The 22,071-nt window shown below is 66.3% G+C and carries 15 protein-coding genes; 4 read left to right on the plus strand and 11 right to left on the minus strand.

The annotated features are described in order from the left end of the window. Positions 1 to 87: 87 nt before the first annotated feature. The 9 genes from CH276_RS16645 to CH276_RS16685 form a co-directional block, all read right to left on the minus strand. Complete coding sequence (locus CH276_RS16645; RefSeq protein WP_441344219.1) at positions 88 to 927, minus strand: shikimate dehydrogenase; 840 nt, start codon at positions 925 to 927, stop codon at positions 88 to 90. Further along, positions 902 to 2,302: an endolytic transglycosylase MltG gene (locus tag CH276_RS16650; RefSeq protein ID WP_094630036.1), complete on the minus strand. Its 1,401-nt coding sequence runs from the start codon at positions 2,300 to 2,302 to the stop codon at positions 902 to 904. The genes CH276_RS16645 and CH276_RS16650 overlap by 26 nt, the downstream gene beginning before the upstream one ends. After that, positions 2,299 to 2,829, minus strand: a complete 531-nt coding sequence (gene ruvX / locus CH276_RS16655; RefSeq protein ID WP_373453912.1) for a Holliday junction resolvase RuvX — start codon at positions 2,827 to 2,829, stop codon at positions 2,299 to 2,301. The genes CH276_RS16650 and ruvX overlap by 4 nt, the downstream gene beginning before the upstream one ends. Positions 2,830 to 2,834: 5 nt before the next feature. Then, on the minus strand, positions 2,835 to 5,504 hold the full coding sequence (alaS, locus tag CH276_RS16660) for an alanine--tRNA ligase (RefSeq protein ID WP_094630037.1): 2,670 nt from the start codon (positions 5,502 to 5,504) through the stop codon (positions 2,835 to 2,837). Positions 5,505 to 5,546: 42 nt separating this feature from the next. After that, positions 5,547 to 6,956 carry a replication-associated recombination protein A gene (locus CH276_RS16665; RefSeq protein WP_254924105.1) on the minus strand — a complete coding sequence of 470 codons (1,410 nt, stop codon included), beginning with the start codon at positions 6,954 to 6,956 and terminating at the stop codon, positions 5,547 to 5,549. A 49-nt stretch (positions 6,957 to 7,005) separates the two neighbouring features. Continuing rightward, complete coding sequence (locus CH276_RS16670; RefSeq protein ID WP_094630038.1) at positions 7,006 to 8,175, minus strand: kinase; 1,170 nt, start codon at positions 8,173 to 8,175, stop codon at positions 7,006 to 7,008. 155 nt (positions 8,176 to 8,330) lie between these two features. Further along, the gene (locus tag CH276_RS16675; RefSeq protein ID WP_045199773.1) at positions 8,331 to 9,230 is read right to left on the minus strand and encodes a transglutaminase family protein; all 900 of its coding nucleotides are present in this window, start codon (positions 9,228 to 9,230) and stop codon (positions 8,331 to 8,333) included. Then, entirely contained in the window at positions 9,230 to 11,956 is a 2,727-nt protein-coding gene (locus CH276_RS16680) for a circularly permuted type 2 ATP-grasp protein (protein WP_254924106.1), read from the minus strand. The genes CH276_RS16675 and CH276_RS16680 overlap by 1 nt, the downstream gene beginning before the upstream one ends. A 128-nt stretch (positions 11,957 to 12,084) precedes the next feature. Beyond that, complete coding sequence (locus tag CH276_RS16685; RefSeq protein ID WP_094630109.1) at positions 12,085 to 15,474, minus strand: transglutaminase family protein; 3,390 nt, start codon at positions 15,472 to 15,474, stop codon at positions 12,085 to 12,087. Between the two features lie 206 nt (positions 15,475 to 15,680). Between CH276_RS16685 and CH276_RS16690 the strand changes: the two genes are divergently transcribed. Both CH276_RS16690 and CH276_RS16695 read left to right on the plus strand, forming a co-directional pair. Then, entirely contained in the window at positions 15,681 to 16,283 is a 603-nt protein-coding gene (locus tag CH276_RS16690; protein ID WP_254924107.1) for an RDD family protein, read from the plus strand. Between the two features lie 126 nt (positions 16,284 to 16,409). Continuing rightward, the gene (locus CH276_RS16695; protein ID WP_094630039.1) at positions 16,410 to 17,495 is read left to right on the plus strand and encodes a hypothetical protein; all 1,086 of its coding nucleotides are present in this window, start codon (positions 16,410 to 16,412) and stop codon (positions 17,493 to 17,495) included. Positions 17,496 to 17,563: 68 nt separating this feature from the next. Here CH276_RS16695 and aspS read toward each other — a convergent pair whose 3' ends face one another. Continuing rightward, positions 17,564 to 19,348, minus strand: a complete 1,785-nt coding sequence (aspS, locus tag CH276_RS16700; protein WP_094630040.1) for an aspartate--tRNA ligase — start codon at positions 19,346 to 19,348, stop codon at positions 17,564 to 17,566. A gap of 169 nt (positions 19,349 to 19,517) precedes the next feature. Between aspS and ypfJ the strand changes: the two genes are divergently transcribed. Continuing rightward, entirely contained in the window at positions 19,518 to 20,435 is a 918-nt protein-coding gene (ypfJ, locus tag CH276_RS16705; protein ID WP_094630111.1) for a KPN_02809 family neutral zinc metallopeptidase, read from the plus strand. A 9-nt stretch (positions 20,436 to 20,444) separates the two neighbouring features. Here the strand turns inward: ypfJ and CH276_RS16710 are convergent, their stop codons facing one another. Beyond that, complete coding sequence (locus CH276_RS16710; protein ID WP_094630041.1) at positions 20,445 to 21,473, minus strand: Rv2578c family radical SAM protein; 1,029 nt, start codon at positions 21,471 to 21,473, stop codon at positions 20,445 to 20,447. A 125-nt stretch (positions 21,474 to 21,598) separates the two neighbouring features. Here CH276_RS16710 and CH276_RS16715 point away from each other — a divergent pair, with 125 nt between their 5' ends. Then, entirely contained in the window at positions 21,599 to 22,069 is a 471-nt protein-coding gene (locus CH276_RS16715) for a DUF3237 domain-containing protein (RefSeq protein WP_032397972.1), read from the plus strand. The last annotated feature ends 2 nt before the right edge of the window (positions 22,070 to 22,071 follow it).

Here is a 22,071-nt window from a genome sequence, read left to right on the forward strand (position 1 = left end):
TGACGAAAGCCCAGGTGGCAGATTGCCCTGTGTACAACTCACGGCCTGTGGACAACTCGCGGCCCGTGGACTATCGGCGGATGAAGCTCACCGCACGGTGGCCAGCGCGTCCCGCATGATGGCTCGTGGTGCCGGCTTGCCGGTGAATTGCTCCACCTGCCCGTAGGCCTGATTGAGCAGCATCGACAATCCGCTGATGACGGTTCCACCGGCCGCCTCCACGGCAGCTGCCAGGGGCGTCGGCCACGGGTCGTAGATGGCGTCGAGTACCAGCGGCGCATGGGCGAGATCCGACGCGATGGCGGCCGCTCCGGCCGCCGGAACGGTGCTCACCAGTACCGCCGAGGCCGCTGCGACAGTGGCGAGACGAGGGTCTGTCATGTTCACGAACTCCGCGCGCATTCCCGCGGCGACGGCGCAGTCCAGTGTGTCCCGGGCGCGCTCGGCCGACCGCGCGACCACGGTGACCGCAGCCGCTCCGAGCCCGGCCAGCGCCACGATCGCCGGCCTCGACGTTCCCCCGGCACCGACCACCGTCACGGTGCCACCGGACAGGTCCTCGACTCCGGCGTCGCGCAGTGCACCCACGATTCCGTCGACGTCCGTGCAGTCGGCGCGCCAGCCCGACGCGGTCCGCACCAGGGTGTTCGCCGAGCCGGCCAGAACTGCCCGCGCGGTGCGTTCGGTCGCGTACTCCAGAGCGGCAACCTTGCCCGGCATGGTGACCGACACGCCGACCCATTCGGGGCCGAAACCGTCGAGCAGGCCGGGCAACTGCTCACCGGTGCAGTCGATGCGCTCGTAGGTCCAGTCGGTGAGGCCGAGCGCGCGGTACGCAGCGCAGTGCAGCACGGGCGACTTCGAGTGTTCGACGGGGCTTCCCAGCACGGCGGCGCGCACGTCAGCGGCCGCTGTCGAGGAAGCCACCCTCGACCTTGGTGATGTTGGCCAGGTGTTCCTCGTAGCTGCGGGTGAACAGGGTTTCGCCCGCCTGGTTGATGGTCACGAAGTACAACCAGTCACCGTCGGCGGGCATCTCGACCGCCTGCACCGCACCGATGCTCGGCGAGGAGATCGGGGTTGCCGGTAGCCCTTCGCTGGCATAGGTGTTCCACGGGGTGACTCGGGCGCGGTCGGCGTCGGTGGTGGCCACCTCGGTCGTGTCGAGCGAGTAGTTGACCGTCGAGTCGAACTCGAGCTTCTGCGGTACGGCGAGGCGATTGAGAATCACCCGGGCCACTTTGCTGAAGTCCTGGGGCAGGGACTCACGTTCGACGAGCGACGCGGCGACGAGGGTGTCGTACGGAGTCAGCCCGGAGTTGGCGCCCGCGGTGAGAATTCCGGTGTCCTCGTAGCGGGTGGCACTCTCGGACACCAACTGCTCGAGAATGTCGGTCGGAGCCGCGCTGGGATCGAAGTCCCAGGTTCCCGCGGCGATCAGGCCCTCGAGCTGCCGATCGCGGTCCGGGACTCCTTCGACGCGATCGGTGGCCCAGTCGGGCACGCCGAGGGCAGCCGGGTCGTCCACAGCTCCGGCCGCGTTGAGGTCGTCGTAGCTCACGCAGGTGGGGGTTCCACTGCCGGTTCGGTCCACGCAGCTGGCCTCGGAGATCAGGGTGTAGATGCCCTTCTTGACCGCACCGGTGTTCACGTCGCGAGCGTCGTGCAACTGGCGGCCCTCGGAGATCACCATGTTGCCCACTCGGGACGCGGGGTCGACCAGTTCGGAGACGGCCTGCGAGGCAGGCACGTTGCTGGCGAGCAGATAGAAGCCGGGTTGAACCGAGGTGATGGCGTTGTTCGACAGCGCTGCTTCGAGGAACGCCCCCGAGCTGGCCACGACACCTTTGTCCGCTGCCTGGGTACCGATCTGTTGCGCGGTGTCGTTCGGATGAACCTGAATCACCACGCCGTCCCCCGGTGAGCCCGCGGCGAAGTCAGCGTTCGGTGTCGTGCGATTGCCGAACTTGTTCACCGCGAAATACCCTCCGCCTGCCACTGCCACGATCAACACGAGCCCGAGCACCGCAGCCACCAAGCGGCCGCGACGCTTGCGGCTGGACGCGGCTCGGTTCTTGCGGCTCGCAGCACGGCTGCGTCCGACCTCCTGGGGCACCGCTGGGCGCTCGGCCTCGCGATCGCCGTGACGAGAGGCCCGTGGGTGCGGCTCCTGCCGCTGCGGATGGCCGTGCAGGCTGCGGTGGAACTCGCTGCCCTCGTCCACCGAATAGCCGATCGGGTCGGTGTGCGCCTCGTCCGCGCGCGCGTCTCGGCGGTCCCGATCGGGCCCTTGGTAGTTCACTCGTCGACCTCCGTCGATCCTGAATTCGTCGCTGCACGATCCGATACGGCGCGGCGCTCGTCGAGCCACCCCTGCAGTATCGCCACCGCCGCAGCCTGATCGATCACCGATCGTTGGTTCTTGGCTCGCACTCCACTGTCCCGTAAGGCACGCGATGCGCTCACGGTAGTCAGTCGCTCGTCGGCCATCCGAATCGGAACATCACCCAACCGCCGGTACAGGGAACGGCCGAATCTCTCGGCTGCCTCGACGGCGCTGCCGCGTTCTCCGCGCAGCGTCCGCGGAAGCCCGATCACGATCTCGACTGCCTCGTACTCGGCGACGATCTCCGCCACTCGCACCACGTCCGGCGCGTCGGGACCCTTGATCTTCGAGCGTGGCACGGTCTCGACCGGCGTGGCCAGCACACCGTCCGGATCGCTCGCGGCGATGCCGATGCGGACGCTGCCGACGTCGATGCCGATACGACGGCCACGTCCGGGATCGTCGGCACCGGGCCGATCGGGGCCACGCCCCTGAGTCACCACGATCGTCAGTGGGTCGTGAGTTCGGTCAGTCGAGCCCGCGCGGCGTCGATACCGGCGTCGATTCCGGCGACGTCCGATCCCGACCCCTGGGCCAACTCGGGCTTGCCTCCGCCTCGGCCACCGATGCTCGGACCGAAGGCCGTCACCAGATCGCCTGCCGCGACGCCTGCATCCTGAGCTGCCTTGTTGGCGGAGACCACGAACGGGACCTTGCCGCTCACGGTGCCGAACAGCACCACCACGGCCGGATCGGTGCCCAGCCGTCCTCGGATGTCGGTCACCAGGGTGCGCAGATCGTTACCGCCGACACCCTCCGGTGCTCGGGCAACCACCGCTCGCACGTCACCGAATCGCTCGGCCTTGCCGACGAACTCACCTGCCGAGGCCAGCACAGCGGCAGCCTTGACGGCGTCGAGTTCCTTCTCCGCGACCCGCAGGCGCTCGACCAAGGTCTCGATGCGCGCCGGGACCTCCTCGGACGGAACCTTCAGCGAGGACGCGATGCCGGCCAGCAGCGCGCGTTCCTTGGCGAGGTAGCGGTAGGAGTCGAGGCCGACGAATGCTTCGACGCGGCGCACTCCGGAGCCGACGGACGATTCACCGAGAATGGTGACCGGTCCGATCTGCGACGAGTGCTGCACGTGCGTACCACCGCACAGTTCCATCGAGAACGGTCCGCCGATCTCGACCACCCGCACCTCGTCGCCGTAGTTCTCGCCGAACAGGGCCATCGCGCCCATCTTCTTGGCGCTGTCGAGGTCGGTGACCAGGGTGTTGACCGCGAAGTCCGAGCCAACCGCGTCGTTGGCGACGTTCTCGATGTCGTCGCGCTGCGCCTCCGAGAGCGCGCCCTGCCACGAGAAATCGAATCGAAGGTAGCCGGGCTTGTTCAACGAACCCGCCTGCGTCGCGTTCGGACCGAGGACCTGTCGCAGGGCCGCGTGCACCATGTGGGTACCGGAGTGGCCCTGGGTCGCACCCTTGCGCCAGGCGTGATCGACGTCGACGTGGACGGTGTCGCCCTCGGTGATCTGCCCCGACTCGACCACGGACTTGTGAGTCCAGAGCTTCTTGGCGATCTTCTGCACGTCGTCGACCTTGACCGAGAGCCCGGGCGCGGTGATGGTGCCGATGTCGGCGATCTGGCCACCGGACTCGGCGTAGAGAGGGCTGCGGTCGAGAATGATCTCGATCCGCTCTCCCGCAACCGCGGTCGGAACCCGGACGCCGTTGGAGATCAGCGCCAACACCGTTGCGTCGGAACCGAGCTCGTCGAATCCGGTGAACTCGGTCGGCGAACCGTCGACGAAGTCCTTGTAGACCGTCAGGTCGGCGTGTGCGTGCTTACGGGCGCGAGCGTCGTCCTTGGCCCGGTTGCGCTGCTCGGCCATCAGCGACCGGAAGCCGTCCTCGTCGACCGACAACCCCGCCTCGGCGGCCATTTCGAGCGTCAGATCGATCGGGAACCCGTAGGTGTCGTGCAGTGCGAACGCTTCTGCGCCGCCGATCTTCTTCGCACCCGACGCCTTGACTGCCTCGGCGGCACCCTCGAACAGCCGTGAACCCGAGGTGAGGGTCTTGAGAAACGCGGTCTCCTCCCCCACAGCGACGGTGAGAATTCGATCGAAGTCGGTGACGAGGTTCGGATAGGACTCGGCCATCGTGTCGCGCACGACGGTGATGAACTGCGCCATCGTCTCGTCGGGTGCTCCGAGCAGCCGTGCCGATCGCACGATGCGGCGCAGCAACCGGCGCAGCACGTAGCCGCGGCCGTCGTTGCCGGGGTTGACGCCATCGGAGATGAGCAGCGCGGCGGTGCGCGCGTGATCGGCGATGACGCGGAAGCGGACGTCGTCCTCGTGATTCGCACCGTAGGCGCGTCCCGAGAGCTCCTCGGCCTTGGCGATGACCGGTCGGACGAGGTCGGTCTCGTAGACGTTGTCCACGCCCTGCAGTAGGAATGCGACGCGCTCGACGCCCATGCCGGTGTCGATGTTCTGCTTCGGCAGCGGACCGAGAATCTCGAAATCGTCCTTGCTGATCCCCTTGCCGCGTTCGTTCTGCATGAACACGAGGTTCCAGATCTCGATGTACCGGTCCTCGTCGGCCTCGGGACCACCCTCGGCACCGAACTCGGGTCCGCGGTCGTAGTAGATCTCCGAGCACGGGCCACAGGGCCCGGGAATGCCCATGGACCAGTAGTTGTCGGCCATTCCGCGACGTTGAATTCGTTCGTCGGGCAGGCCTGCGATCTCCTTCCAGAGCTCGATGGCCTCGTCGTCGTCGAGATACGCAGTGGCCCAGATCCGCTCGGGGTCGAACCCGTACCCGCCGTCCTCGACACTGTCGGTCAACAGCGACCAGGCATGCCGAATGGCGTCGCGCTTGAAGTAGTCGCCGAACGAGAAGTTGCCTGCCATCTGGAAGAACGTGTTGTGGCGGGTGGTGATACCGACGTTCTCGATGTCGAGGGTGCGCACGCACTTCTGGACGCTCGTCGCCGTCTTGTACGGCGGTGTCTGCTGACCGAGGAAGAACGGGACGAAGGGCACCATGCCCGCATTGACGAACAGCAGATTCGGGTCGTCGAGGATCAACGACGCACTGGGTACTTCGGTGTGTCCCGCCTTCACGAAATGGTCGAGGAAACGCCTGCGGATCTCATGGGTCTGCACTGATACAGGTTAGCGTCCGAGGCCGTGTACCGACTCGAGGGCCTATCGGCCTCGGATGATGCGTCGCAGTTTCCCCACTCTGGTCGCGATTTCTCGCTCGGCGCCGTGTTCGGTGGGCTCGTAGTAGTTCACGCCCACCAGCTCGTCCGGTGGGTACTGCTGCCCCAGCACGCCGCCGGGACTGCTGTGCGGGTACCGGTACCCGACGGCGTTTCCCAATCCTTGCGCTCCCTTGTAGTGGCCGTCGCGTAGATGCGGCGGCACCGATCCCGACTTGCCCGCCGCCACGTCGGCCATCGCCGCACCGAGTGCGCCGATCACCGCCCCGGACTTGGGGGCGGTCGCCAGGTGGATCGTGGCCTGCGCCAGCGCCAACCGCGCCTCGGGCATCCCGATCATCTGCACCGCGCTGGCAGCGGCCGTCGCGGTCTGCAGGGCGGTGGGATCGGCCATCCCGATGTCCTCGCTGGCGTGCACCACCAGACGCCGCGCGATGAACCGCGCGTCCTCGCCTGCCGTGATCATCCGAGCCAGATAGTGCAGGGCGGCGTCGACGTCGGACCCTCTGATCGACTTGATGAACGCACTGATGACGTCGTAATGCTGGTCTCCGTCGCGGTCGTATCGCACGGCGGCCTTGTCGACACTGGCTTCGACCGTCGCGAGGTCCAGCGTTCCGTCGGTCGCGGCACCCGCCGCCGCCTCGAGAGCCGTCAGCGCTCGGCGGGCGTCGCCGGCCGCGAGACGCACCAGGTGATCCATCGCGTCCTCGGCGATGGTCACCGCACCGTCCAATCCGCGCGGATCGTTGGCGGCACGAGTGAGCAACAACTCGATGTCCTCGGATCCCAGCGGTTGCAACTGCAGCACCAACGACCGGGACAGCAGCGGAGACACCACCGAGAACGACGGGTTCTCGGTGGTCGCAGCCACCAACAGCACGATCCGATTCTCGACGGCGGCGAGCAGTGCATCCTGCTGCGTCTTGGAGAACCGGTGCACCTCGTCGATGAACAGCACGGTCTGCTCACCCGAGAGGAGTCGGCGTCGCGCCAGTTCGATGACGTTGCGCACTTCCTTGACTCCGGCCGACAGGGCCGACAGCGCCTCGAACTTGCGTCCGGTCGCCCCCGAGATCAACGACGCCAGCGTCGTCTTGCCGGTTCCCGGTGGACCGTAGAGCATCACCGAGGACGCACCGGAGCCCTCGACGAGCCGCCGCAGCGGTGCGCCGGGAGCCAACAGATGAGACTGCCCCACCACCTCGTCGAGGGTCGTCGGCCGCATTCGCACCGCCAGCGGGGCGTCGGGCCTGACATAGGCGGACGTCGGACGGGATTCGGCGATCGTCGCCTCCGGTGCCGCAGGACTGTCGAAGAGTCCGTCCTCGCCGAACTCGTCGCTCCCCGAGATGTCCCCGCCCGAGATGTCACTTCCGAAACCGCTGCTCACCGGTCGAACGCTACCGATCCGACCGCCGCGAGCGCGAACGACGTCTTCCTCAGCGCTCCCACTTCGTCCGCAGAGCGGTTCCGACCGACGTCGCGTACTCCGCGATGCCTGTTTCGCCGACGCGCGCCGCACTGTCCGCCAGCACCGCCCACCGCGAGATCAGTGCCTGCGACCGCGGAACCGACAGATGGTGCGCCCGCGCGGCTGCGATGCGAGTGTGGTCGTCGGGCAGGAACCAGTAGGTGCTCAGCCATACCCAGATCAGACGCGCGTCGAGGATCTTGCTCGCCAGGGCGGTGTCGTCGGCCAACGCCGGCCAGATGCCCACCACTTCCGCGCGCCAGGCGTCGATCATCGCCTGCTCGCGATCGTGCGAGAGCTCGAAGCTGCACAGGCAACCGGGGAACGACGCCAACGCGTAGGTGATGTCGAGGGTGGCGTCACGGAATCCGCCCCACTCGTAATCGAGGAATCGCACGCCTTCGTCGTTGACGATGATGTTGTCGGGGCACAGGTCGGACGGGCTGAAGGCACGGAAGGCTCCGTGCGCGAACAGCCGTCCGCTGCGAGAGACGCGATCGAGAATCGCATCGGGGGTGGCTCCGACGCCCAGGAGATCGGTCAGCATCCCTGGAACGTCGGCGAGCGCGCCCGGTATCTGGGCGGAGATCCCGTCGGTGGAATCCGGTTGCCCCACCCGACGCAACAGAGCGGCGAAGTCGTCCTCGCGGCCGACGGTGGCGGCATGCATGCGGCCGAGGGCCTGGGCCATGGCCATCAGAGAATTGGTCACCGCGGCTTCGTCGGAATTACGCAGCAGAGTGGTGATGGGACTGGCGTCGCCGAGATCGCTGAGCACCAGCAGCCGCGCATCGAGATCGTAGGCGTGCAGCTCGGGTCCTGGCCTGCTGTCCGTGGCCAGGGCGTTGGCGAACTGGTACGAGGCCGCCTCGCGCAGGAACGCACTCGAGCTGGAGATGTCGGCGAGCTCGGCGGGCTGTCCGGATTCGGCGGGCAGGTCGCGGACCTGCTTGATCACCAGGGTGCGGGGAAGTTGAAACGGGTTCTCGGAGACTCGGACTCGCAACACGATCGCTTGGCCGCTACCCCCCAGGTTCACCGGGTCGATCAACGTCACCGGAGCTCCGGTGCGTTTGGTGAGGAGTCGCTGAGCTGCTGCTACTACCTCTGATACAGGGTCTGCCAGTGTTGCGGTCATCGATGTCCAAGCTACCCGTTCGGTGCGTTCTGCTGTGCTGTGTCGACGACTACGAATGAGACACGATTGTCCGTTTTGCGGCATTTTTCGTTCTGCATCCCCAGATTCGACCAGGTGGTCGGTTACCCCCGAGCCATCAGATTATGCCGGGTTCGCTACAGCGGTGCAACGTCCACCGACACGGCGATGGTGCTCTCCTCCGCTTCGGTGTAGATCACCCCGCGCAGTGGAGGTACATCGGCGTAGTCGCGTCCCCACGCCACGGTCGCGTACCGCTCGTCCACCAATTGATCGTTGGTGGGATCGAAGGCCAGCCAACGATCGTTCGGCATCCACACCGCAGCCCACGCATGGGTCGCGTCGACACCGATCATCCGCTCCTTGCCGGGCGGAGGTTCGGTGGCGAGATAACCCGACACGTACCTCGCCGCGAGACCCTGGGACCGCAAGCACGCGATCGCGAGACGAGCGAAGTCCTGACACACTCCCGATCGCGCGGCGAGCACGTCGACCACGGTGGTCGAGACCGTCGTCGAGCCCGAGAGATAGCGAAAATCGGTGAAGATCCGATGCGTCAGATCGACCACGACGTCCGCCAGAGGACGACCCGGCCAGAAGCTGGGTGCGGCGTAAGCGCGTACCTCGTCGGTGATCTCCGGGGTCGGCAGATCCAGAGCGAACTCCACAGCCGACGCGCGAGCCGGATCGGCAGGCACGTTCGCACCGAACAGCGCCATCCGAGCTGACTCCCACGACGCCGTCGCCGGCCACGACGTGGTTTCGTCCGCCGGGCGCGGATACACCTCCACGAGAGAATCCGCCGTCACCACCAGTTTCTCGTGGTCCTGGGTGACGTGGAAGTACACATCCTCGTTGCCGTAGACGTCGACACCGAAGGATTGATCGGTCGGTGCCGGCTCCACCGTGACCGACTTCTCCACGCAGTGCTGCCCGTCCATGTCGCGCGGAGCCAGGAATCCACGGCCGTAGGACGAGGTCACGCGGTCGGAGTACGTGTAGGTGGTGATGTGCTTGATTCGATACCGACGACTCATCACCGCACCCCGTTCGCAGATCGGATGTTCGAGCTGCCCCACAGCGGCTGCGTGCCGCCGGGCAACGACATGTGCGTGGCGAGGACGACGCGAGACAACTCCTCGAGTGAGTCGTGGATTCCGTCCACCAGTTCGAGCAACTCCACCCGGCGACCGTTCGCGTCGACCGACTCCAGATCGCCCGGGTCGACCCGTCGCAATCGCACCCGCATCTGCTCGACGAGCTGCTCGGGCCGTGACGTGCCCGAGGCATCGGGCAACGAACCCAGATCGTCCCGAAGCCGGTCGAGCTGGTAGACCAGCGCTCGCGGGTTGCCTTCGTCGAACAGCAACAGCTGCGCGACGGCCGCCGGACGCGCGCGCCCACTGTTGCGTCTGCGGTAGATCACCGAGGACTCGGCGGCGGACAACACCGAATCGATGACCGCCTGTTCCGTGGACGGAGTGAGAGCGTGACTCAGGGTGGCCGAGAGCAGCGCAGTCAGCTGCAGACCACGCTCGATCCGCTTACCGGCGTCCATCAGGTACCAGCCCGCGTCTCGCACCATCGATTCCGACGCCAGGCCGGACAGTGCGAGCAGACCACGCAGCACACTCGACTGCGACGACGCCAGTTGCGCGCCGTTGTGAACCGGCGACTCGGCCAGCTCCTCCAGCGCGGTGTCGATGCGGTTCAGCACCGCCCAGGTGTCATTCGAGAGCTGGTCGCGTACCGCGCGCGCCGCTTGCTGCATCCGGTCCACCGATTGCGCCAGCGAACCCATACGGCCCGTCGACAGCATCAGCGAACGCATTTCCACGGTCGCGTCGCCGTGGTTCTTCTCGTCGAGGAACCCCGGCCAGGTACGCGAGACCTTCGTGACCGCTTCGAGCAGGATCGGCAGACTGTCGCTGCCCTCGAGCCACGGCATCGAGCGATAGTCCTGATTGCGTTCGCGCGCAGCGATCAGCAAGCGAGTCATGTCCTCGGCACGTTCGCTGTAGCGCCCGAACCAGAACAGGTCACCGAGCACACGCGGAGAGCTGACGACATCGACGTTGGACGCGGCGTACTGCGGCAACTCCTCCACCGTGGCGGGAGGGGTGTGCGGAGCGGAGTCCGCCGGGGTGACCCGTTCCACCGACTTGACCCACACGTCCTTCGACGCCACCGTGATGAGCGGATCGGTGACCGGTGCGGTGAGCACCACCTGCCCCAGGCCGCCGCGCATCGGTGTGTACCCACCCCGTTGCGCAACCGTGAACAGCCGCATCCCCACCTGCGCAGGGGCTACCGCCAACTGCGACCCCGACTCGCCGTCGATCGACGAACCGACCGGAGCCAGCGAGAACTCGGGGACTTCCTGCCCGGTCCACTTCCACGGCTCGGCCACGATTCGATCCCACAGCTCCCTGGCTGCGACGTCGGTGAGATCGTGCCCCACCACCGTGCGACGCGAGGTGGTCGACCGCAGTACCAGCGAACGCAGCCGGCTGCCGATGTGCGAGAGCTGATTCGGGTCACCGCCCCAGTAGGTCCGTACCGAACCGAGAATCAGATCCTCGTCCAGCAGCGCACGGCTCAACGCCGGAAGCAGCGGAAGCAGAGCCGGGTTCTCGAGCACACCGCTACCGAGGGTGTTCACCACGCTCACGGCCCCGCGGCGTAACACCTCGACCAGACCGACGACACCCAGGTGCGAATCCGGACGTAGATCGAGTGGGTCCGCGAACTCGGCGTCGACTCGGCGCAGCACCACATCCACCCGGCGCAACTTGCCGAGCGACCGCATCCACAGACAACCGTCACGGACCACGAGATCGGCATTCTCCACCAGCGGAAAACCGAGAACCGTTGCGAGATAAGCCTGATCGAATGCCGTCTCGGAGTGCGAACCAGGACTGAGCACCACCACGACCGGATTCTCGGCCGACGCGGGCGCAGCATCGCGAAGCGCCAGGCGCACCGCGCGCGCGAACGTCGAGAGCGGCCTCGGGTTGCTCGCCTGGAACAACTCGGGCATCGCGCGCGACATCACCCGTCGATCGGCGAGCGCGTACCCCACTCCCGACGGTGCCTGCGTGCGGTCGGCGACGACTCGGAACTCACCGTCCGAACCTCGGGCGACATCGGCGGCATGCATGAACAGCTGATGCGGCCCCGGAATGGTGATCGCGTGCGCAGTGCGCAGATAACCCGGATTACCGAAGACCAACTCCGGCGGAATCAACCCCCGACGAACGGTTTCCTGGGCGCCGTAGATATCGGTGAGCACCGCGTCGAGCAGCATCGACCGCTGAACCAAACCGGCTTCCAGACGATCCCACTCATCGGCCGCGACCACCAACGGAACACTGTCCAACCCCCACCGAACAGCACTGGGCAATGCCTCGCTGCCACCCGACGGCGGAATGGGGTTGTACGTGATGCCGTGGTCGTCGACCAGACGGCTCACCCGCGACTGCAACGTCTGCATGGCACCGGAGCCGGCCTCACGCATACCGTCGACCAACTCCGCCCAATGCGGACGAACGGCGTCGTCGGCGTCGAGCAACTCGTCGAACCGATCGACGCGACCGCTCACGGCCTCGCGCCGACCGCGATACGCGAGCCACGGCGACCCGGCACCACTCGAAACACCGTCGTTCCTGCCGGCTCCACTCGAGACATCGTCGTTCCTGCCGGCTCCACTCGAGACATCGTCGTTCCTGCCGGCTCCACTCAGGGTGGTATCCACGGGCACCATCGAGCCGTTGTTCCTTCCGTCGGTCGATCACACTCCGCCGCCGGGCGGCTCCGCTTGCTGCGGACCCACCCGATACGCGTCGGACCGAGATCGCTACCGGTCGACTCGTTCTCCTGTGCAGTCGCGTCTCAGGACGTGATGACTCCGGTCCGGCGCAGGTCGAGCATGCCGGGCGCGGACACATCGATCGCTTGGCGAGCGTGCATCTCGAGCAATCTTGCTACGTCCACCTTCCCCGAGGTGAACCCGCCCTCCTCGAAGCGGCCGTTGCGGCGAGCCTCGGCTTCGACCGAGTTGACGGGAGGCCCCTCGTACGAGCGCCCGCCCGGATGCACGACGTGGTACGAGCATCCACCGACTGCGCGTCCGGTCTGCATTTCCACCAGGTCGAAACGCAGTGGACTCTGCACCTCGATCGTCGGGTGCAGAGCGCTCGGCGGCTGCCAGGCGCGGTAGCGCACACCGGCGACCTGAACGTCCTGACGCTCGGTGCGCACCATCGGTACCGGCACCCCGTTGCACGTCACCATGTATCGGCCCGCGTCGGCTCCGGCGACCCGAACCTGGATCCGCTCCACCGAGGAGTCCACGTACCGCGCGGTGCCGGAGGACGTCGACTCCTCGCCGAGGGTGTTCCAGGGCTCGATCGCGCCACGTAGTTCGATCTCGGCATCGCCGACCACGGTGGTGCCGATCCGCGGGAATCGGAATTCGGTGAACGGATCGAGCCAGCTGGTGTCGAAGTCGATACCGTGCTCACGGAGGTCCTCGGCCACGCGGCCGATGTCGCTGATCACGAAGTGCGGAAGCATGTATCGGCCGTGCAGATTGGCACCGTGCCGGATCAGCGGAGCTTCGAGCGGGGTGTCCCAGAATCGCGAGACCATCGATCGCACGAGCAGTGACTGCACCATCGCCATCTGATGGTGCGGCGGCATCTCGAACCCGCGCAGTTCGAGCAATCCGAGTCGGCCGCGGGTGGAGTCGGGGCTGTAGAGCTTGTCGATGCAGAACTCGGCGCGGTGCGTGTTGCCGGTGATGTCGGTGAGCAGGTGCCGCAGTGCTCGGTCGACCACCCAGGGTGAGGCCGATCGATCGGCCCCGGTCAGTCGCTTGATCTCGCTGAATGCGACCTCGAGCTCGTAGAGCGATTCCTCTCGACCCTCGTCGGCGCGAGGTGCCTGCGAGGTGGTGCCGATGAAGCGGCCCGAGAACAGGTACGACAGCGACGGGTGCCGCTGCCAGTGAGTGAGCAGCGACACCAACAGATCCGGTCGACGCAGAACGGGTGAATCGACCGGCGTCACGCCGCCGAGAGTGATGTGGTTGCCGCCGCCGGTTCCGCGGGTGGTGCCGTCGTTGTCGAATCCTTCGGTGCTCAACCGGGACTGGCGAGCCTCGAGGTAGAGACGCTCCATCAGTTCGTTCTGTTCGGCCCACGAGGAGGTCGGTTGCACGTTGACCTCGATCACACCGGGATCCGGTGTGACAGTGAGGGTTTGGATACGCGGATCCGACGGCGGGCCGTAGCCCTCGATCACGACGGGGGTGTCGATGGTCGACGCCGCCTGCTCGACGCGTGAGACGAGGTCGACGAAATCGTCCAACCGATCCATCGGCGGCATGAACACGTGCAGGATGCCGTCACGGACCTCGGCGACCAGAGCGGTGACGGCGGTGCCGCCGACCCTGGACGTCTCGTCGACCAACTGCGCGTACCGCGACTCGGCCGGGTTCACCGCGCGCGGCGGCTGCTGCGTGAGCTGCGGTGTCGGCAGATCCGGCTTGGGGGCGGTGGGGTCGGCCGGGTTCTCGACCGGTCCCCCATCCCAGGAGATCGCTCGCAGGGGCAGCCGCAGGCCCGCAGGAGAATCGCCTTCCAACAACACGATTCGGCCACGGCGCAACTTCCAGTCCGAGCTCTCCCAGCCGGACCCGTCCTCGGTGCGCGAGATGGGCAGCACGAATGCCGCCGGCTCGTCGGTGCTGGCATCGAGCCGTTCGAGCAGTCGCTTCCTGGCGTCCGCGGAATCGGCTCCAGGTTCGAGGTCGTCGTCGTCGGCGGGCGGGTCACCGTAGGGCTGACGAACCAGGTCCAACAGTTTCACCAACGGGTCCTCGTAGGCGGGACGCGCTTGTGAGGCAGGCAGTCCGAGAGCCTTGACCAACTCGTCGATCAATTCCTGCGACGCCAAGTTGTCCACCGGTTCCGGGCGCAGATCCTCTGCCAACCAGGGATCGGCGATCAGGTCGGAGTCGTGCCACAGGGCTTGACCATCGGTGCGCCAGAACAATCCCACTTGCCACCGTGGCAGCGGCTCACCCGGGTACCACTTGCCCTGACTGCGTTGCACCAGGCCGTCCGGTGCATAGATGGTGCGAAGCCGTTCGGCGAGCACACTTGCCAGCTTGCGCTTGTGTGGGCCATCGGCCGTGGTGTTCCACTCGGGCGCTTCCTGATTCTCGATCGCGACGAATGTGGGCTCGCCGCCGACGGTCAGTCGAATGTCCTGATCGAGCATCCGCTTGTCGATCTTCTCGGCTGTCGCCTTGATCGACTCCCACTGTTCGGCGGTGTAGGGCAACGTCGTTCGCGGATCCTCGTGGACGCGTACGACGGTGTTGGAGAAGTCGAGTTCGGCCTTGCACTTGCTCGTGGCACCGGAGATCGCGGCGGCAGTCGACGGGTGTGGCGTCGCCGACAGTGGAATGTGACCTTCGCCGGCGAACAGGCCGGAGGTCGGATCCATCCCGACCCAGCCCGCACCGGGGAGATAGACCTCGGTCCACGCGTGCAGATCGGTGAAGTCCTCCACCGGCCCGGACGGGCCGTCCAAAGACTTGACGTCGGAGGACAACTGAACCAGGTAACCCGAGACGAAGCGCGCGGCCAGACCCATCTGACGCAGGACCGACACCAGCAACCACGCCGAGTCGCGGCACGACCCGACGGCGGACGTCAGGGTCAGATCCGGGGTCTGCACTCCCGGTTCCATCCGCACCGAGTACCCGACGTCCCCCATCACGGCTTGGTTTGCCATCACGAGAAAATCGATGGTGCGCAACGACTCTCCGCGTTCGACGACGGCTGCCTGTAGCTTCTCCACCCAGGCCGAGACCACCGGGCCCGGTCCTGATCCCGCCTTGCCCTCGTCCACCGGGCGCAGGTACGGCTCGAGGTCGGGAAGGTCGTGCTCCTCGTACGCGAACCCGAAGTGCTCGGCCCATTCCTCGACGAAGAAGTCGAGGGGGTTGATCGACGCCATGTCCGCGACGAGTCCGACGGTGATCGACAGGTGGTCGGTTCGCTCGGGGAAGACCACCCGAGCGAGGAAGTTTCCGAACACGTCCTGCTGCCAGTTGACGAAATGCTCCGCCGGTTCGATCTTCAGCGAGTACGCCTCGATGGGAGTACGCGAATGCGGTGCCGGTCGCAGCCGAATCTCGTGCGGAAAGATCTTGACGGTGCGGTCGAATTTGTAGCTGGTGCGGTGTTCGAGTGCAACCTTGATGCCCACGGCGAGCCCCTCGTGATAGTCCCGGTATGGGTAGAACACCCAACCCTAGTAGGACCGGGCCCGGTGCGCTCGGCGAGAAATCGTGTCCGAAATGTGCCGACCGGGCAGGCGCGTAGTCATTGACACCCCCTTCGTGGTGCGGTTCGCTCAGCGAGAATCGAGTACTCGTTCGACGCACGTCACACTTTGCAATCAAAGGGAATCTCGTGAGCGACAATCCATCCGACGGACCGCACTACGGCTCCGATCCGAACCGACCCCAGTACCCCACGAATCCAGCGTCCGGCTACCCGCCACCCGGCAACTACCCGCCCCCGGGCAACTATCCACCGCCGCCGGTCGGCGGCAACGCGGCCTTCGGCATGGGTTCCCCGCTGCCCGGCGGCGCGCAGCCCGGCAGCCTCGGAGCACGGTTCGCCGCCCGCTTCCTGGATGGGCTCGTTCTCGCGGTCGTCCAGTTCATCCTGTACGTGATTCTCCCGAGCGGGTTCTTCGGAACCGTGCTGCTGAGCCTCGCGTCCGCACTCCTCGGCTTCGCGTACTTCACGCTGCTCGAGTCCTCGCGCGGCCGGACCCTGGGCAAGCAGCTCCTCGGTCTGCGAACCCTCGGCGCATCGGGCGGACTGCCCACCCAGGCCGAAGCGGCCAAGCGCAACGCCTTCCTGCTGCTGAACGTGGTACCGCTGCTCGGCACCTTCCTGGTGATCGTGGCGTACATCGTCATTGCGGTGACCATCAACTCGAGCCCGACCAAGCAGGGCAAGCACGACGAGTTCGCCGGCGGAACCCAGGTCGTCGCCATCTCGTAAACCCCATCCACGCACGAGCGGACCTCCGACACACGGCGGAGGCCCGCTCGTCTGCGTCCGGGTGTTCAAGGGCCTCGACGCCCCGAATGACCCCATTGCTCCCGACCACAGACCAGGAGAACGACGTTGAGCGACAATCCGACCGGCGAACCCCGGCCCGGCGAGGGATCCGATCCCGACCGCACCGACACGCCCAACACTCCCCCGCCGAGCACGGGAAACACCCCGCCGACTCCCGGCGGTCAGTACCCACCCCCGACCGAAAGCTACCCGCCGCAGGGCAACTACCCGCCGCAGGGGAACTACCCACCGCAGGGCAGCTACCCACCGCAGGGTGGCTACCCGCCTCCCGGCAACTATCCACCTCAAGGGAACTATCCACCGCAGGGCGGCTACGCGCCTCCCGGCAACTACCCACCGCAGGGTGGTGCACCCGGCGGCTATCCACCGCCCCCCGGTGTGTACCCGCCGCCGCACGGCACCTGCGGAAACCAGGGTTACGGGCAGACGCCACTGGGTCCGAATCCCGGACGGCTCGACGTCGGGGCAGCGCTGAGTTACGGGTTCGACAAGTTCAAGGCCAACGTCGGCCCATGGCTCGGAATCACCGCCATCGTGTGGGCCGTGACGGCTATCGGTCTCGCCGTGGTCTTCGCCTCGACGTTCACCGCGGCGATGGTGGCAGCCGACAGCGGCGACACGACATTCACGGCCACGACATCCGGGGTGGCCGTCGTCCTGACGGCGATCCTCACGTTCGTGTCGTATTTCGTCAACGCCGCGTACGTTCGAGGTGCGCTGGACGAGACCGGTGCCCCGCAGAAGCCGTCGTTCGGTAGATTTTTCCAGCTCACCAACGTCGGCCAGATCGCCGTTCTCGCGCTGATCTGGACGATCGTGAGTGTGGTGGTCAGTTTCATCCCGTTCCTCGGAACGGTCGTTCTGATCGTGATCGGCTTCCTCGCCAATTTCGCACTGACGTTCCTGATCGATCGCAACCAGACGGCGATCGAATCCATCAGATCGAGTGTCGACCTGACCGTGAAGAACTTCGGTCCCGTGGTGTTGCTTCTGCTGCTGCTGGCCGCGATCAACATCGTCGGTGCGCTGCTGTGCGGTCTCGGTCTGCTGTTCACCATCCCGATCTCGGTGATCGCAACCAACTACGCCTACCGCGTACTGACCGGTGGGCCGCTGTCCCCCGCACGCTGACCTGCTCGACAACAGACGACTGTCCCCGTAGCGCACAGCGCTACGGGGACAGTCGTTTTCGAAACTTCTCAGGCCTCGACCGGTTCTTCCTTCTTCTCCGGCTTGAAGTCGACGCCCGATTCCTTACGCTGCTGCGGGGTGATCGGGGCGGGCGCGTCGGTCAACGGGTCGATGCCGCCACCGGACTTGGGGAACGCGATGACCTCGCGGATGGAGTCGACACCGGCGAGCAGCGCAGTGATGCGGTCCCAGCCGAACGCGATGCCGCCGTGCGGCGGTGCGCCGTAGGAGAAGGCGTCGAGGAGAAAGCCGAACTTCTCCTGGGCTTCTTCCTTGCCGATACCCATGATCGCGAACACCCGTTCCTGAATGTCCTTGCGGTGGATACGAATACTGCCGCCGCCGATCTCGTTGCCGTTGCAGACGATGTCGTAGGCGTAGGCCAGGGCGGATCCGGGATCGGTGTCGAACGTATCCATCGACTCCGGCTTCGGCGACGTGAAGGCGTGGTGCACGGCAGTCCACGCACCGGATCCGACGGCCACGTCACCACTGGCGGTGGCGTCGGACGTGGGCTCGAACAGCGGAGCGTCGACGACCCACACGAATGCCCATGCCTTCGGGTCGATCAGGTCGAGCTTGCGAGCGATCTCGCCGCGCACAGCACCGAGCAATCCACGTGATGCCTTGATCGGGCCCGCGGAGAAGAAGATCGCATCGCCGTTGTTCGCGCCGACGTGCGCGGCGAGGCCGTCACGCTCGGCGTCGGTGAGATTCTTGGCAACCGGGCCACCCAAGGTGCCGTCCTCGCCGACGAGCACGTAGGCGAGGCCTTTGTGGCCACGCTGCTTGGCGAATTCCTGCCACCGGTCCAACTGCTTGCGGGGCTGCGATGCACCACCGGGCATGACGACGGCACCGACGTACGGGGCCTGGAACACTCGGAACGTGGTGTCGGAGAAAAAGTCCGTGCATTCGACCAGTTCGATGTCGAAGCGGAGATCGGGCTTGTCCGAACCGTAGCGACGCATCGCCTCGGCGTAGGTGATCCGTGGAATCGGAGCCGTGAAGTGGTGGCCGACGAGCTTCCACAGCGACGCCAGGATCTCTTCGGCCAGGAGGATGACGTCGTCCTGGGTGACGAAGCTCATCTCGACGTCGAGCTGAGTGAACTCCGGTTGACGGTCGGCGCGGAAATCCTCGTCTCGGTAGCACCTGGCGATCTGGTAGTAGCGCTCGATACCGCCTACCATGAGCAACTGCTTGAACAGCTGCGGGCTCTGCGGCAGAGCGTAGAAGCTGCCCGGCTGCAACCTCGCCGGCACCAGGAAGTCGCGGGCGCCCTCGGGAGTGGATCGCGTGAGCGTCGGAGTCTCGACCTCGACGAACTCGTGGTGCGCGAGTACCGAGCGGGCTGCTGCGTTGACGTGCGAGCGCAGGCGAATGGCGTGGCCCGGTCCCTCGCGACGCAGGTCGAGGTAGCGGTACTTGAGCCGCGCTTCCTCGCCGGGCTGGTCGTCGAGCTGGAACGGCAGCGGCGCGGCCTCGGACAGGACCTCGATCTCGGAGGCCTCGACCTCGATCGCACCGGTGGGGATCTCGTAGTTCGCGTTGCCCTCCGGACGACCCTCGACCTTGCCGGTCACCTTCACCACGTATTCGGCGCGCAGGCGATGGGCCTGCTCGAGTGCTGCGCCCTCACGGAAGACGACCTGGGACACACCGGACGCGTCGCGCAGATCGATGAAGATGACGCCGCCGTGATCGCGTCGGCGGGCCACCCATCCCGTCAGCGTCACGGTTCGGTCGACGTGCTCGGGGCGTAATGAGCCGGCGAGGTGGGTGCGCAGCACGGGTGTCCTTTCGAGAAAAATCCGCTGATCGTGTTGTTCGATCCTCGATCCTACGGAGCACATCGCCGTAGAAGGAAACGAGATCGCAACGCGGCATGCGAAGCTAAGGCCGACAGTGGCGGTATCGGTTCGCATCACAGATGCGCGCTCGGCGGAGGGGAACTCCAGCATGACGTTCAGAGAAGGCTCGCAATCGACACCAGGCCGAGTCTCCGTCGGTGGCAGCGGAGGGGGTGGCGGACGCGGCAAGTTGGCGATCGGAGGCGGCGCGGGTGGACTGGTCGTCATCGTCCTTGCCCTGCTGTTCGGCGGCGATCCCGGCGCAATCCTGAACCAGATCAGCGGCGGCGACAGTTCCGCCGGCCAGAACGACTCCGGGTCGTCCGGAACGCTCGACTGTGACGTCACAGAGGCGAACAGCAACGTCGACTGCCGGGTGGATTTCACGGTGGCGAGCCTCGATACCGTGTGGGAATCGCAGCTGCAATCGCAGACCGGCGTCGCCTACGTCCAGCCGGCCGTGAGATTGTTCTCCGGTTCGACCGGCACCGGCTGCGGCAACGCCACCAGCGCCGTCGGGCCGTTCTACTGCCCGGCCGATTCCACCGCCTACTTCGACACGAGCTTCTTCCAAGTACTCGTCGACCAGTTCGGCTCCAGCGGCGGACCACTCGCACAGGAATACGTGGTGGCGCACGAGATCGGCCACCACATCCAGAATCAGCTGGGCGATATCGGACGCGCGCAGGCCGATCCCCAAGGACCCGAGTCCGGTGGCGTCAAGGTGGAGTTGCAGGCCGACTGCTACGCGGGAATCTGGGCGCACTACGCAGCCGAGACGGTCGACCCGAAAACTGGAGTCCCCTTCCTCGAGCCGCTGACCGCTACCGACATCGACGACGCACTCTCGGCGGCGTCGTCGGTGGGCGACGACCGCATCCAGCAGGCATCCACCGGCCGCGTCAACCCCGAGGGTTGGACGCACGGTTCTTCTGCGCAGCGTCAGGCATGGTTCACCGCGGGCTACGAAACCGGACAGGTGGCGGCCTGCGACACGTTCTCGGCACGCGACCTGAACAACCCCTGATCATCCAGCTCAGAACAGGGTGAGAGCCGGCCCCGAGGTCACCGGTGCTCGGGGTTCGGCAGGCTCGTTGGCGGGCAGCGAGCGGGTCTGCTCGGCGGCGAACCCGTAGGTGTCGAGCAGCGGATCGATTCTCGCTTTGAGCCACTGCTTGTACTCAGGAGTCACATAGGCCCCGTGTCCGTAGAGCTGACGGTACCGACGCACCAACGCGGGGTGTTCCTTCACCAGCCAGCTCATGTACCAGTCCTTGGTGCTCGAACGCAGATGCATCGGCAGCGCCGTCACGGTTGTCGCACCTGCCTCTGCCAGGGCACCGATGAGGCCGTCCAACTGCTTGGCCCCGTCGGTGAGAAACGGAATCACCGGTGCCACCAGAACGCCGCAGTCCAGGCCCGCGTCGCGGACCGCACGAACGAGATCCAATCGCGCTCGTGGACTGGGGGTTCCGGGCTCGAGCTGCTTCTGCAGGTCGGCATCGTGAATGGCCAGGCTGATGCTCACCTGCACCTCCACCTGCTGCGCAGCCAGCGTCAACAGGGGCAGATCACGCCGCAGCAGTGTGCCCTTGGTGAGAATGGAGAACGGCGTCCCGGATTCGGCCAATGCTCGAATGATCCCCGGCATCAACCGATATCGCCCTTCCGCGCGCTGATAGGGGTCGGTGTTGGTCCCGAGCGCCACCGGCTCCCGTTTCCACGACCGGCGCGCGAGTTCCTTGCGCAGTACCGCAGCAACGTTCGTCTTCACGACGATCTGCGAGTCGAAGTCGTTGCCGGAGTTCAGATCCAGATATTCGTGCGTCGGGCGGGCGAAGCAGTATCGACATGCGTGCGAGCACCCGCGCATCGGATTGACGGTCCACGAGAAGGGCACCTGAGATTCGCTCGGCACTTCGTTCAGAGCGCTCTTGCACAACACTTCGTGGAAGGTGATGCCCTCGAACTCGGGCGTCTGGACGCTGCGGACCAGTCCCGATCGCTCGAGCCCCGGTAGCGCCCCGTCGTCCGCGGCATCGAGAGTCTGGCCGGCCCATCGCATGCACACAGTCGAACATTTGTTCTATGTCGTGTCAAGGGCGGCTCTCCCCCGCGGATCCCCGCTCGGGCATGGTCACCGGAAGGCGATAGCGTAGGTCCCCAGCCGATCCTAGGAGTGCACCACAAGTGACCGCCCCGAACACACCGACCCTCGAGCCGATTCTGCGTCTCGGCCTCACCCTCGGACCGGGAATCGACATCGGCTCGGTGCCGGCCGGTGAGCGGGTGGTCACCACCGTGCTCGGCGGCGCAGCTCCCGGCCCCGACATCGAGGGCACCCTCGCCGCCGGGTCGACCGTCGTCAGCGTGACGCGGCCCGACGGATGCACCGAGTTCAGCACCGACCTCGTCCTGGAGTTGGCAACCGGCGGTTATCTCTCGCTCGACTACCGCGGAGTTCAGTTCGGGCCGGCCGAGGTGATCGACGCTCTGAACGATCCCGAGCGTGAGGTGGACCCCGCCACGTACTACTTCCGCGGCACCCTTCGCGTGTCGACCGCGGTCCCGAAGTTCACCTATCTCAACCGTGCGCTCGTCGTCACGTCCGGATCTCGCTCGGCCGAAGCCGTCGTACTCGACGCATTCCTGGTCACCTGATC

Origin of the sequence: Rhodococcus sp. 06-470-2 (assembly GCF_002258235.1) — a bacterium.
In the GTDB taxonomy this organism is placed as follows: Bacteria; Actinomycetota; Actinomycetes; order Mycobacteriales; family Mycobacteriaceae; genus Rhodococcoides.

Coding starts and splice junctions, on each gene's coding strand:
- CH276_RS16670 (WP_094630038.1), bottom strand. CDS start 8,175: ATGACCGCAACACTGGCAGACCCTGTATCAGAGGTAGTAGCAGCAGCT.
- CH276_RS16675 (WP_045199773.1), bottom strand. CDS start 9,230: ATGAGTCGTCGGTATCGAATCAAGCACATCACCACCTACACGTACTCC.
- CH276_RS16680 (WP_254924106.1), bottom strand. CDS start 11,956: ATGGTGCCCGTGGATACCACCCTGAGTGGAGCCGGCAGGAACGACGAT.
- ypfJ (WP_094630111.1), top strand. CDS start 19,518: ATGACGTTCAGAGAAGGCTCGCAATCGACACCAGGCCGAGTCTCCGTC.
- CH276_RS16710 (WP_094630041.1), bottom strand. CDS start 21,473: ATGCGATGGGCCGGCCAGACTCTCGATGCCGCGGACGACGGGGCGCTA.